The organism is Curtobacterium sp. Leaf261 (assembly GCF_001422205.1).
In the GTDB taxonomy this organism is placed as follows: Bacteria; Actinomycetota; Actinomycetes; order Actinomycetales; family Microbacteriaceae; genus Curtobacterium.
This window is the reverse complement of the sequence record NZ_LMMJ01000007.1, coordinates 103,994-116,654: the sequence shown is the minus strand read 5'-3', so window position 1 is coordinate 116,654 and position 12,661 is coordinate 103,994. Positions and strand designations below refer to the sequence as shown.

At 70.8% G+C, this 12,661-nt stretch carries 11 protein-coding genes; 7 read left to right on the top strand and 4 right to left on the bottom strand.

Going from position 1 to position 12,661, the window contains the following annotated elements; translation table 11 throughout:
* The first annotated feature begins 102 nt into the window (after nt 1-102).
* Genes ASF23_RS05850 through rlmB form a run of 4 tightly spaced genes read left to right on the top strand, consistent with a single transcriptional unit; the run spans nt 103 to nt 4,384 of the window.
* Entirely contained in the window at nt 103-585 is a 483-nt protein-coding gene (locus ASF23_RS05850) for a CarD family transcriptional regulator (protein ID WP_055950522.1), read from the top strand.
* 7 nt (nt 586-592) lie between these two features.
* Nucleotides 593-1,936, top strand: a complete 1,344-nt coding sequence (ispD, locus tag ASF23_RS05845) for a 2-C-methyl-D-erythritol 4-phosphate cytidylyltransferase (protein ID WP_055950518.1) — start codon at nt 593-595, stop codon at nt 1,934-1,936.
* 10 nt (nt 1,937-1,946) lie between these two features.
* A complete protein-coding gene (cysS, locus tag ASF23_RS05840) occupies nt 1,947-3,368 on the top strand; it encodes a cysteine--tRNA ligase (protein ID WP_055950515.1) in 1,422 nt (473 codons plus the stop codon).
* Entirely contained in the window at nt 3,365-4,384 is a 1,020-nt protein-coding gene (gene rlmB, locus ASF23_RS05835; RefSeq protein ID WP_055950511.1) for a 23S rRNA (guanosine(2251)-2'-O)-methyltransferase RlmB, read from the top strand. The genes cysS and rlmB overlap by 4 nt, the downstream gene beginning before the upstream one ends.
* Before the next feature lie 124 nt (nt 4,385-4,508).
* On the opposite strand, the gene ASF23_RS05830 is transcribed toward rlmB, so the two are convergent.
* On the bottom strand, nt 4,509-5,807 hold the full coding sequence (locus ASF23_RS05830) for a DUF4032 domain-containing protein (protein ID WP_055951508.1): 1,299 nt from the start codon (nt 5,805-5,807) through the stop codon (nt 4,509-4,511).
* A gap of 148 nt (nt 5,808-5,955) precedes the next feature.
* Nucleotides 5,956-7,056 (bottom strand): ABC transporter ATP-binding protein, encoded by a 1,101-nt coding sequence (locus tag ASF23_RS05825; protein ID WP_055950507.1) that lies wholly within the window; start codon nt 7,054-7,056, stop codon nt 5,956-5,958.
* A gap of 275 nt (nt 7,057-7,331) precedes the next feature.
* Here ASF23_RS05825 and ASF23_RS05820 point away from each other — a divergent pair, with 275 nt between their 5' ends.
* The gene (locus ASF23_RS05820) at nt 7,332-8,441 is read left to right on the top strand and encodes a DsbA family protein (protein WP_162236724.1); all 1,110 of its coding nucleotides are present in this window, start codon (nt 7,332-7,334) and stop codon (nt 8,439-8,441) included.
* Nucleotides 8,442-8,616: 175 nt separating this feature from the next.
* Here the strand turns inward: ASF23_RS05820 and ypfJ are convergent, their stop codons facing one another.
* Both ypfJ and ASF23_RS05810 read right to left on the bottom strand, forming a co-directional pair.
* Nucleotides 8,617-9,501, bottom strand: coding sequence for a KPN_02809 family neutral zinc metallopeptidase (ypfJ, locus tag ASF23_RS05815; RefSeq protein WP_055950501.1), 885 nt, complete (start codon nt 9,499-9,501; stop codon nt 8,617-8,619).
* Nucleotides 9,502-9,807: 306 nt separating this feature from the next.
* The gene (locus ASF23_RS05810) at nt 9,808-10,542 is read right to left on the bottom strand and encodes an NAD(P)H-hydrate epimerase (RefSeq protein ID WP_055951506.1); all 735 of its coding nucleotides are present in this window, start codon (nt 10,540-10,542) and stop codon (nt 9,808-9,810) included.
* Nucleotides 10,543-10,582: 40 nt separating this feature from the next.
* Here ASF23_RS05810 and ASF23_RS05805 point away from each other — a divergent pair, with 40 nt between their 5' ends.
* Both ASF23_RS05805 and ASF23_RS05800 read left to right on the top strand, forming a co-directional pair.
* A complete protein-coding gene (locus tag ASF23_RS05805) occupies nt 10,583-11,368 on the top strand; it encodes an alpha/beta fold hydrolase (RefSeq protein WP_055950498.1) in 786 nt (261 codons plus the stop codon).
* A 151-nt stretch (nt 11,369-11,519) separates the two neighbouring features.
* On the top strand, nt 11,520-12,551 hold the full coding sequence (locus ASF23_RS05800) for an aldo/keto reductase (protein WP_055950494.1): 1,032 nt from the start codon (nt 11,520-11,522) through the stop codon (nt 12,549-12,551).
* Nucleotides 12,552-12,661 lie beyond the last annotated feature (110 nt).

The window sequence follows — 12,661 nt, the reverse complement described above, 5'->3', positions numbered from 1 at the left end:
CCCGGCCCATCTTAGCGATCCGCCTGGACCGCCCGTGGTTAGGACTCCCTTACCCGAATTCAGCTTGTGGTAAACTGGGTATCTCGGAACGGAGCCTGATTAATGCAATTCGAGGTCGGCGAGACCGTGGTCTACCCCCATCATGGGGCAGCGACCATCTCAGAAGTGAAGACACGGATCATCAAGGGCGAGGAGAAGGTCTATCTCAAGCTGCGCGTGACGCAGGGCGACCTGACGATCGAGGTACCGGCGGACAACGTCGACTTGGTCGGCGTGCGCGACGTCATCGGCAAGGAAGGCCTCGACCGTGTGTTCGAGGTGCTCCGTGCCCCGTTCACCGAGGAACCGACGAACTGGTCCCGCCGGTACAAGGCGAACCTCGAGAAGCTCGCGTCGGGCGACGTCATCAAGGTCTCCGAGGTCGTCCGCGACCTCTGGCGCCGTGACCAGGACCGCGGACTCTCCGCCGGCGAGAAGCGCATGCTCGCCAAGGCGCGTCAGATCCTCATCTCGGAGCTGGCACTCGCGGAGAAGACCGACGAGGACAAGGCATCGACCGTCCTCGACGAGGTCCTCGCCTCCTGAACGCAGCGTGACGACGGCATCACGAACGACCGCCCGTGAGACTCCGGTCTCGCGGGCGGTCGTCGTCGTCGCGGCCGGATCGGGGACACGGCTGGGTGTCGGCACCGCCAAGGCGTTCGTCCCGGTGGCCGGCCGACTCATGCTCGACCGGGCGCTCGCGACGCTCTTCATGCTGCCGGAGCCCACGTTCGTCGTCGTGGTCGCTCCCGCCGACCGGCTCGACGAGTGCCGCAGACTGGTCGCGTCCGTCGCCGGGTCGATGGTCGGGTACACGGCGGTCGTGCCGGGAGGCTCGGATCGCCATGCGTCGGTCGTCGCCGGTCTGGGTGTGCTGCCGGACTCCGTCACCACGGTGCTGGTCCACGACGCGGCACGGGTGCTGACACCGGTCACGCAGGTCCTGCGGGTGTTCGACGCGGTCGAGTCGACGGGCGCCGGCATCGTCCCCGCCCTGCCCGTCACGGACACCGTGAAACGGATCGACCGCGGCGAGCACGACGACGTCGGGTCCGGCGTCGTCCTCGAGACCGTCGACCGGTCCGAACTCGTCGGCGTGCAGACCCCGCAGGGTTTCCCCGCGGCCGAGCTCCGCGCCGCCTACGCGCGGTCATCCCGTTCGGAGACCGACGACGCCGGGGTGTTCCAGGCAGCGGGCGGGGTCGTCCGCACCGTGCGGGGCGACGCCGATGCGTTCAAGATCACCACGCCGTGGGACCTCCGCCGTGCCGAGGCGATCCTCGGCGAACGACAGGGCGCCGCGGGTACCGGAGGTGCGGGTCCGCGGGACGCACCGGCGACCGTCGGGGCCGCACCGATCCTCCCGTCCGGTCCGACCGCACCACCCACGATCGCGACCCGCGTCGGTCTCGGGGTCGACGTGCACGCGTTCGACCCGTCGGCGCCGTGCCGCGTCGGACTCCTGGACTTCCCGGGTGAGCCGGGTCTCGCCGGACACAGCGACGGCGACGCCGTGGCGCACGCGGTGTGCGACGCGCTGCTGTCGGCGGGCGGACTCGGCGACATCGGCGGCACCTTCGGGACGGACGACCCGCGGTATGCCGGTGCCGACGGATCGGTGTTCCTGACGGGCGCCGTCGGACTGCTCGCCGAGGCCGGGTGGACGCCGTCGAGCGTCACGGTCCAGGTGATCGGCAACCGGCCCCGGATCGGTGCACGGCGGACGGAGATGGAGACCGCGCTCGCCGCCGTGGTCGGAGCACCCGTCAGCGTCTCCGGCACCACGACGGACGGTCTCGGGTTCACCGGGCGCGACGAGGGCCTCGCGTCGATCGCGACCGCGCTCGTGCACCGGTCACCGCAGCCTGCCGACGCACGCTCCGACCCCGAATAGGCTGGTCACCGTGACCGTTCGCCTCTACGACTCCCGCGCACACGACGTCGTCGACCTGACCCCGCTCGTCGAGGGTCGGGTCAGCATGTACGTCTGTGGGCCGACGGTGCAGTCGTCGCCGCACATCGGACACCTCCGGTCCGCGCTCGTGTACGACATCTGGCGACGCTGGCTGACCTACCGCGGCCACACCGTCACGCTCGTGCGGAACGTGACCGACATCGACGACAAGGTCCTCGACCTGTCCGCGGGCACCGACGAACCGTGGTGGGCGCGGGCGTACCGGGTCGAGCTCGAGTTCACGGCCGGCTACCGTGCGCTCGGGATCCTGCCGCCGACGTACGAACCCCGCGCGACCGCGAGCATCCCGGAGATGCAGGAGATCATCACCCGGCTGATCTCGCGCGGACATGCCTACGTGGCCGCGGACGACTCCGGTGACGTGTACTTCGACACCGCGAGCTGGGAGTCCTACGGCGCGCTCACGCGGCAGCAGCGCGAGGACATGGTCGAGGCTGCCGACGCGGACCCGCGGGGCAAGCGGGACGCCAGGGACTTCGCGCTCTGGAAGGGCACGAAGACCGGGGAGCCCGCGACCGCGTCGTGGGACTCGCCGTGGGGCCCTGGACGACCCGGCTGGCACATCGAGTGCTCGGCGATGTCCAGGCGGTACCTCGGCCCGGCGTTCGACATCCACGGCGGTGGGCTCGACCTGCGCTTCCCGCACCACGAGAACGAGCTCGCGCAGTCGACGGCAGCGGGCGACCCGTTCGCGACCTACTGGCTGCACAACGGACTCGTGACGGTCGCGGGCCAGAAGATGTCGAAGTCGCTCGGCAACTCGATCTTCGCGTCCGACTTCCTGGCGGCGGCACCGGCGATCGTCGTCCGGTACTTCCTCGGCGCCGCGCACTACCGGTCCACCATCGACCACCACGACGGCTCGCTGACCGAGGCCGCTGCGGCGCTCGAGCGGATCACCGGCTTCCTCGTGCGGGCGCGGCGGCGGCTCGAGGACGGTGCCGCTGGTGTCGGCGGCGGGGCCCCGACCGCGGTTCCGGACGCTTTCGCGCTCGCGATGGACGACGACCTCTCGGTCCCGCAGGCGCTCGCCGTGCTGCACGAGACCGTCCGCACCGGGAACGCCGCACTCGACACCGACGACCTCGCCGGCCTCGAGACCGCGTTCCGACACGTCACCGCGATGGTCGAGGTGCTCGGGATCGACCCGACCTCGGACACGTGGTCCACCGCGGCGGAGGACCCCTCTGCCGCGCCACTCGCAGCCCTCGTCGAACGACTCGTCGAGGAACGCGCACACGCCAGGGCGAACCGTGACTTCGCCACAGCCGACCGAGTCCGCGACGACCTCGCGGCGGCCGGCATCACGATCGAGGACGCAGCGTCCGGAACCCATTGGAGCATCGCATGAAGAACGTATCCGGCAAGAAGAAGGGGCGGCCCGGTGCCGTCCGGTCCGGCACGAAGGGCAACGGCCAGGTCGGTTCCGGTGGTCAGGGGCGCCAGGCGCTCGAGGGCAAGAAGCCCACGCCGAAGGCCGAGGACCGTCCGTACCACCCCGCCGGCAAGCGTAAGGCCGCGTCCGAACGGCTCGTCGCGGCACGCACCAGGCACGGTGCGTCGACGGCCCCGCAGCCCCGGACGCTCCGCGCTCCCGGCCCGCAGCAGCGCCGCGCGAGTGACGACTCGGAGCTCGTGACCGGCCGGAACTCCGTGGTTGAGGCGCTCCGTGCGAAGATCCCGGCGTCGACGCTGTACCTGGCCACGCGCCTCGAGATGGACGACCGCGTCAAGGAGATCCTGTCGCTCGCCACCCACCGCGGCATCCCCGTGATGGAGGTCATGCGTCCGGAGCTCGACCGCATCTCCGGGCACGACGCCGTCCACCAGGGCGTGGCGCTCAAGGTGCCGCCGTACGAGTACTCGCACGCCGAGGACCTCGTCGAGCGGGCGATCCGGAAGAACCAGGTGCCGCTCATCGTGGCGCTCGACGGCATCACCGACCCGCGGAACCTCGGGGCGATCATCCGGTCGACGGCGGCCTTCGGCGGACACGGCGTGCTCGTGCCGTCGCGCCGTTCGGTCGGTGTGACCGCGTCGGCGTGGAAGACCTCGGCCGGCGCGGCCGCCCGGGTGCCGGTCGCGATGGCGTCGAACCTGACCCAGACCCTCAAGTCGCTGAAGTCCCAGGGCCTGTTCGTGCTCGGGCTCGACGGCGACGGCGACGTGCAGCTCGACGCCCTCGAGCTCGCGGACCGGCCGATCGTCATCGTCGTCGGGAGCGAGGGCAAGGGGCTCTCCCGACTCGTCACCGAGACGTGCGACGCGATCGTGTCGATCCCGATCTCGAGTGCCGCCGAGTCCCTCAACGCGGGCATCGCGGCGAGCGTCACGCTGTGGGAGGTCTCCCGGCGCCGGAAGGGCTGACCCCGGCCCCGGCCCCGCCCCCATCCCCGTCCGCAAAACACCAGGTTGGCCGGGCCGCGCAGAGGTATTTCCCTGCGCGATCCGGCCTTCCTGGTGTTTTGCGGAGACGGGAGGGGGCCGGGGGTCAGACGTTCGCGCGCCAGTCCTCCACGACGTCGTCGTCGGCGACCGGCTCCGCGAGGTCCTCGCTGCCGTCGAGCACCGGGATGGACGTCGTCGGCGGGTTGATGAGCAAGCGCTCGTCACGGCGGTGTCGCAGGACGTCGTTCACGTACGCCGTCGTCGCCTCGGGCAGGGAGATCGACCGTTCCTGCTGCTGCGCCATGAACCAGCGGTGCTCGAGCAGCTGGTGGAACACCTCGGCGGGCTCCAGGCGTCCGCGGAGCTCGCGGGGGATCGCACGGACGACGGGCTCGAACACCTTCGAGACCCACTCGTGTGCCACCATCTCCTCGTCGAGCTCGTCGCGACCGTTCCGTGCGCGGTAGGCATCGAGGTCGTTAAGCAGGCGGCGCGCCTGGTTCTCACCGGCGTCGATCCCGGTCAGGCGGAGCAGCCGGCGCTGGTGGTGCCCGGCATCGACGACCTTCGGCTGGATGCGGACCTGGGTGCCGCCCTCCGCCGTCTTGATCGCGAGCTCCTCGATGTCGAACCCCAGGTCGTTCAGGCGCTCGACGCGGTCGTTGATGCGCCAGCGTTCCGACGCCGCGAACTGCTCGGTGCCGGTGAGCTCCTTCCAGAGCATCCGGTACTGCGCGACGATGCCGTCGGAGACCGCGACAGGGTCCGCGTTCTCGTCGAGGCGACCGCCGGCCTCCAGGTCGAGCAGCTCGCCGGCGATGTTCACGCGCGCGATCTCGAGGTCGTTCTCGCGCTGCCCGTTCGACAGACCACCCGGGTAGAGCTTGCCGGTCTCGGCATCCACCAGGTACGCGGCGAAGGACCCGGCGTCCCGGCGGAAGAGCGTGTTCGAGAGCGAGACGTCGCCCCAGAAGAACCCGATGATGTGCAGGCGGACCAGGAGCACGGCGAGGGCGTCGACGAGTCGGGTCGCGGTGTCCGGGCGGAGGGTCTGCGAGTACAGCGCGCGGTAGGGGAGCGAGAACCGTAGGTGCCGCGTGACGAGCACCGGCTGCAGGAACTCGCCCTCGGTCCCGACGCGGTTCGTGATGACGGCGAGCGGGTCCACGCACGGCACGTCCATGCGCTGGAGCGTCCGGAGCATGTCGTACTCGCTCCGCGCGAGCTCCTCGCTCGTCTCCTTGACGGCAGCGACGTACCCGCTGAGGTGCACGAACCGGACGAGGTGCCGCGAGATGCCCTTCGGGAGCGCCGCGATGGTCTCGTCGGGCCAGAGGTCGAGTGGCAGGTCCCAGGGGAGGTCGAGGAGCCCCGGGTCGACGGTGGCTGCGGTGATGGACATCGAGTCGGGCACGTCGTGCAGACCTTTCAGGTGCGGCCGGGCAGTGCGGCCCGGGGTGTACGGCGGAACATCAGGGAGACGGCGAGGAGCCTGCCGGCCCGCCCACGTGAGGCGGTCCGACAGGCTCCGATGCCACTGCTTCCGGGGACTACGCGGAGACGACGGCCTTGTCGCCGAGGCGCTCGCCGGACTCGGTGTCGAACACGTGCACCCGACCGGCGTGCGCCGTGACGTACACGGTGTCGCCCGCGAACGGGTGGTTGCGGCCGTCGACGCGGGCCACGACGTCGACGCGCTTGCCGCCGACCTCGGTGTGACCGTAGAGGTACCCGTCCGCGCCGAGCTCCTCGACGAGGCCGACCTGGACCTTGAGGCCCTCACCGGAGTTCGAGACGACGACGTCCTCCGGGCGGACACCGATGGTGACGTTGGCCGACTTGGCGTTGCCGAGGACGTCGCGGTCGACAGCGGCGACCGAGGTGCCGAACTGCACGCCACCGTCGACGACGTCGGCGGGGAGCAGGTTCATGGCGGGGGAGCCGATGAAGCCGGCGACGAAGACGTTCTGCGGCTTCTCGTACAGGTCGCGCGGGGAGCCGACCTGCTGCAGGACGCCGTCCTTGAGGACCGCGATGCGGTCACCCATGGTCAGGGCCTCGGTCTGGTCGTGCGTGACGTAGACGGTCGTGACGCCGAGACGACGCTGGAGCGACGCGATCTGGGTACGCGTCTGGACGCGGAGCTTGGCGTCGAGGTTCGACAGCGGCTCGTCCATGAGGAACACCTGGGGCTGACGGACGATCGCTCGGCCCATCGCGACGCGCTGACGCTGACCACCGGAGAGCGCCTTGGGCTTGCGGCCCAGGTACTCCTCGAGGTCGAGGAGCTTGGCGGCCTCCTGCACGCGGGTGGCACGCTCTTCCTTGCCGATGCCGGCGATCTTGAGCGCGAAGCCCATGTTCTCGGCGACGGTCATGTGCGGGTACAGCGCGTAGTTCTGGAAGACCATCGCGATGTCGCGGTCCTTCGGCGGGATGTCGGTGACGTCGCGGTCGCCGATCAGGATGTTGCCGGAGTTGACCTCCTCGAGCCCTGCGAGCATGCGGAGCGAGGTGGACTTGCCGCAACCGGACGGTCCGACGAGGACGAGGAACTCGCCGTCGGCGACCTCGAGGTCGAGGGAGTCGACCGCTGCGCGGGTGCCTCCGGGGTAGAGACGGGTTGCCTTGTCGTAGGTGACTGACGCCATGAGCGTTCGTGCTCCTTCACCGGCAGGTACGTGCCGGACGATCCGTAGTGAGGAACGGCGACCCGAGGGCCCCCGGATGGGCGACATCGACCATCGATGCTCATAGAACACGATTTCGGCCCGTTGCGCCAGTACATCGACGTTGTCCATGCAACCGTTTGGACTGTTCCCAGCCCTCCCGACTACACTTCCGAGGTCCGTCCGGGCCAGCGCGGGTCCCGCGTCGGTCGGACACGAAGACGGAGCCGCCGTCGACCACCATGGAGGACTCCCGCATGACGAACCGCCCCGACAGCACGGGAAGGTCCGGCGACACGGGCCGTCCCGAGAACTCGGGTCGCCCCGAGAAGCCGGGGCGCGAAGCACGGAACCACCGCAGGGCGGCGGCCCGCGTGCGTGCCCAGAAGGCGCGCGCGCAGCAGAAGCGTCGGCAGCGTCGGACCCGGGTCGGCCTGCAGGTCGGCATCGCGGTGGTGCTGCTGGCCGTCGTCGCGGTGGTCACCCTCGTGCTCGTCAACTCCGTGCAGCCCGCCGGGCCCGGCCCGAAGAACATGTCCGACGGCGGCATCACCATCGGCCGCGGCCTCGAGGCGGTCAGCGCGGACAGTCAGTCGGCACCGGCGGAGTCGTCCAGCGCCAGCGCCACTGCGAGCGCGAGTGGCTCCGCAGCTCCCTCCGACGCAGCGAGCGGGAGCACACCCAGTGCATCGGCGACCGACGACGCGTCCGCGACCGACGACGCGACCGAACCCTCGGGTGCGAGTGCGAGTGACACCGTACGGATCACCCTGTACGTCGACTACCTCTGCCCGATCTGCGGACAGTTCGAGCAGGAGAACTCCTCCTACATCCGTGGTCTCGTGAACTCCGGGGCCGCCACGGTGCAGATCCACCCCATCGCCATCCTCGCGAACCGGTCGCAGGGCACCAAGTACTCGCTGCGCGCGGGCAACGCCGCGGCGTGCGTGGCGAACTCCAGCCCGGACCAGTTCTTCGCCGTGAACCAGCGGTTGTTCGACGCCCAGCCCGAGGAGAACACCAAGGGCCTCGACGACGCGGCACTGACGGCCCTCGTGGCGAAGACGAAGGGGATCACCCACGTCGCCGCGATCACCCGGTGCATCCAGGACCAGACGTTCGCCAAGTGGGTCGACGCCGAGACCACGAAGGTCACCTCGAACGGGATCCCGAACGCGGACGTCAAGGACTTCTCCGGCACGCCGACGATCCTCGTCAACGGCAAGAAGTACGACTACAGCCTGCCGTTCTCGAACGCCGAGTTCCGGACGTTCGTCGTGACCGCGGCGGGGAGCAGCTTCGCCTCGTCCGACGACGAGACACCGACGCCCACGCCGACCCCGTCGGCGTCCGCGAGCACCGACTGAGCGGTCTGGAGGCGGCGCTCGCGTCGGACGCGGGCGTCGCGTTGCGGACGTTGGTCGCGCCTCCCGGTCTGGAGGCGGTGCCGACGTCGGACGCGGGCGTCGCGTCGCGGACGTTGGTCGCGCCTCCCGGCCCTGGCGTGGGAGACGACCGCGTCAGAGCTGCGACGCGACCGCGTCAGAGCTGACCAGCCGACACGCTGAACGTGTCGCACTGTCCGGCGCCCTGTTCGTACCCCTGCTCGAACCAGCGCTGGCGCTGCGCCGACGTGCCGTGCGTGAACGAGTCCGGATCGACCTGCCCGCCGGACGCCCCCTGGATGCGGTCGTCCCCGACGGCCGACGCGGCACTCAGTGCGTCCCCGACCTGCGCGCGGCTGATCGGCTCGAAGAACGTCGTCCCGGAGCTGTCCTTCGTCGTGGCTGCCGCGCCGACCCACGCGCCGGCGTAGCAGTCGGCCTGCAGCTCGGTCCGGACGCTCCCCGATGACGCGCCGCTCGACCGGTCGGTGCTCGCGAACGTCCCCTCGAGCTGCTGGATGTGATGGCCCCACTCGTGCGCGACGACGTACATCTGCGCGAGCGGCCCGCCGGAGGACCCGTACTTGCTCTGGAGGTCGTCGTAGAACGCGGTGTCCAGGTAGATCGCCTTGTCCGGGGGGCAGTAGAACGGCCCCGTCGAGCTCGTCGCGCCCCCGCACCCGGTGTCCGTCGCACCGTCGAAGAGGAAGAACTCCGGACTGGCGTACGAGAACCCGAGCTGCCGTGACTCGGTCGTCCAGTACGCGTCGAGTGACTCCGCGGCGCCCTCCATCCGGCAGTCCACGCTGGCGTTCGCATCGCGGCCGGTGTCGCAGCCCGCGACCGGTGTCGCGTCTGCGCCGGTCTGGATCGTGGAGGTCCCGTCGCCGCCCACGAGCCCGGAGACGTCCACGCCGGTGAACTGCGCGATGAGGAACACCACGATCGCGGCGACCCCGACACCGCCGCCGGCGATCCCGGCCGTGCGTCCGCGCCGTTTGACCTTGCCGCCCTGCAGTCGGCTGTCGTCGTTGAACGTCATGCCCTGCAACCTACGGGAAACCCGCCGACTCGGAATGGTCCGTCCCCCTCGGTCTGAGGAGGCTCTTGGGCGGTGCCGACCGTGCGCGGACCGGTGTCCTCGTCGACTGCGGCCGTCACTCACCGTCGAGGTCATCGGGTACCTCCAGGACCACGGTGTCGAGCCGAACGTCTGGAAGTATCGAGGGGCCGGACGGCCCCGCCGAGAGGTCGCATCCGAGCTGTCCCGACTGCCGAGACGGCGCAAGTGTGACTCCTCGACGGTGATGCCGCGGGGCCGGGCCGGGGCCGGAGCACGGGCAGGGGGTCAGGTCCGGACGAGGGGCTCCACACGGGCGAGGTCCTCGCCGATGCCGACGTCGACCAGGACGACCCGCCCCGCGAGCGCCCGCCCCGGGCCGCGGAGGAGCCCGGCCTTGACCCCGCCGAACGTCACGGTGACGTCGGCCTGCAGGACGTGGTCGTCCGTCACGGCGCCCGTGTCGGCATCGATCCCGCTCGGCACGTCCACCGCGACGACGAACGGTGCACGCTGATCCCGGGCGAGCTCGCGGATGGCGACCACGGCCTCCCGTGCGGGCGACCGGAGCGCCGTCGACCCCGTCCGCCCGATCCCGAGGACCGCGTCGAGGACCAGGTCGGCGCGGAGCGCCGCGTCGGTGACGATCCTGGTGACGTCCGCCGCCGGGGTCGCGTCGGTCAGGACGTGCTCGGCCGGGAGGCCCGCCCCGGCTCCCAGCGCCGCCGCCAGCCCGTCCTCGTGCACGCGCGACCCCGTCCTGACGACCTCGACGACGTGACCGCTCGCGGCGAGCGATGCGCCCGCGAACAGCGCGTCGCCGCCGTTGTCACCGCTCCCGACGAGCAGGAGCACTCGGCCCGGTTCGTCCGACGCGGTGACCGCCCGGTCGTCGAGCAGCTCGGCGACGACGTCCGCGAGGCCGGCTGCGGCACGCTGCATGAGCGGTTCGCCCGCGTCGAGACGGGGTCGTTCGGCGGCGCGGATCTGGTCGGCGCCGTACCCGGAGCGGTGTTCGTCCATGTCCGACACGATGGCACGCGATCGGTACCCTTGTCCGGACATGTCACTCGTGCCGGACGCCCCGCAGCCCACCTTCGTGATCTCCCAGGACTCGACGAGGATCGCCACCTACGACTTCGGCGACCGCGACGCCCCGGCCGTCGTCGCGGTGCACGGGTTCGCCTCCGCCGCGCTCCTGAACTGGCACGCGTCCGGGTGGACCCGGGACCTGACGCGGGCCGGCCACCGGGTCGTCGCGATCGACCAGCGCGGACACGGGCGGAGCGCGAAGCCGCACCGCCCCGCGGACTACTCGATGGAGACCCTCGTGGCCGACGTCACGGCCGTCATCGACACCTACCTGCTCGACGACGTCGCGTACCTCGGGTACTCACTCGGAGCGCGGGTCGGATGGCACACGGCGGACCTCATCCCCGACCGGATCACCCGCGCGGTCCTCGGGGGCATCCCGGACGCCGACCCGATGCGCCGCGTGCGGGTCGACGAGGCCCGGGCGTTCGTGGAGTCCGGGACGCCGGTGCAGGACCGGCTGACGAACGAGTACCTGACGATGGCGGCGGGGGTCCACGGCAACGACCTCACCGCGATCGTGGCGATGGTGGAGGGGATGCGCGACAGTGTCGAGCCGACCCCGGAGAACGCGCCGGCGCAGCCGATGCTCATGGCGGCCGGGAGCGAGGACGGCATCCTCGAGGCGTCGAAGCGACTCGCGGCGAGGGCTCCGCACGCCGAGTTCCTTGAGATCCCGGGGCGCAACCACTTCAACGCCCCGACGTCCCGCGTCTTCCGCGACGCGGCGATCGCGTTCCTCGACGCCACTCGCTGACGCACGACGCGATCCGTCGGCGGACCACGCGACCTCCTGACGGACTGGAGGGACGGTGCCGGCCCGCACCGCGCCTCCCGTCCGGCACACCGCCAGTGCGGATACCGGCACCCTGCGTGCGCCGCAGCCCGTGAGGGCTACCGTCCGGTGCATGGACTACAGACTCCTCGGCAACAGCGGCGCAGTCGTGTCATCGCTGACACTCGGCACCATGACCTTCGGCAGCGAAGCCGACGAACCCACCTCACACCAGATCCTCGACACGTTCGTCGAGCACGGCGGCACCTTCGTGGACACCGCCGACGTGTACTCCGGCAACGAGTCGGAGCGCATCATCGGGCGTTGGCTCTCCAATCACCCGACCGAGGCCGACCAGGTCGTCATCGCGACGAAGGGCCGCTTCCCGCAGGGCGACGGTCCGAACGACGTCGGACTCTCCCGCCGGCACCTCACGAAGGCCCTCGACGCGTCCCTCGACCGGCTCGGCGTCGAGTACATCGACCTCTACCAGATGCACGCCTGGGACGCCCTCACCCCGATCGAGGAGACCCTGCGGTTCCTCGACGACGCCGTGTCCGCCGGCAAGATCGGCGCCTACGGGTTCTCGAACTACCTCGGCTACCAGATCACGAAGGCCGTCTACGAGGCGAAGGCGCACCACTGGGCGCCGCCGGTGACACTGCAGCCGCAGTACAACCTGCTCGTCCGTGACATCGAGCACGAGATCGTCCCGGCGTGCCTCGACGCGGGCATCGGTCTCCTCCCGTGGTCGCCCCTGGCCGGCGGATGGCTCTCCGGCAAGTACGTCAAGGACCAGGCGCCCACCGGTGCGACCCGACTCGGGGAGAACCCGACGCGCGGCATGGAGGCCTGGGAGGCACGGAACGGCGACCCGCGCACGTGGGCCGTCCTCGACGCCGTGACGGCCGCGGCGGACGCGCACGGTGTGTCGGCGTCGCAGGTCTCGCTCGCGTGGCTGCTGGCACAGCCCGCCGTGACGAGCGTCATCCTCGGCGCACGGACCGTGGAGCAGCTCGTCGACAACCTCGGATCGGTCGACGTGGCCCTGACCGACGACGAGCTCGAGGAGCTCGGCACCGCGAGTGCACCGCGGATCGACGACTACCCGTACGGCACCGCCGGTACCGCACAGCGTCGGAGGACACTCACCGGAGGTCGGTGATCTGTCGCGGTCGACTGTGGATCCGCACAGTTTCGGGTCCGGAAGCGTCCGGAATGCGCGCATGAGCCTTGTGGACCGGCAGGTGCGCTGAGAAGATCGCCCGCGGTGGG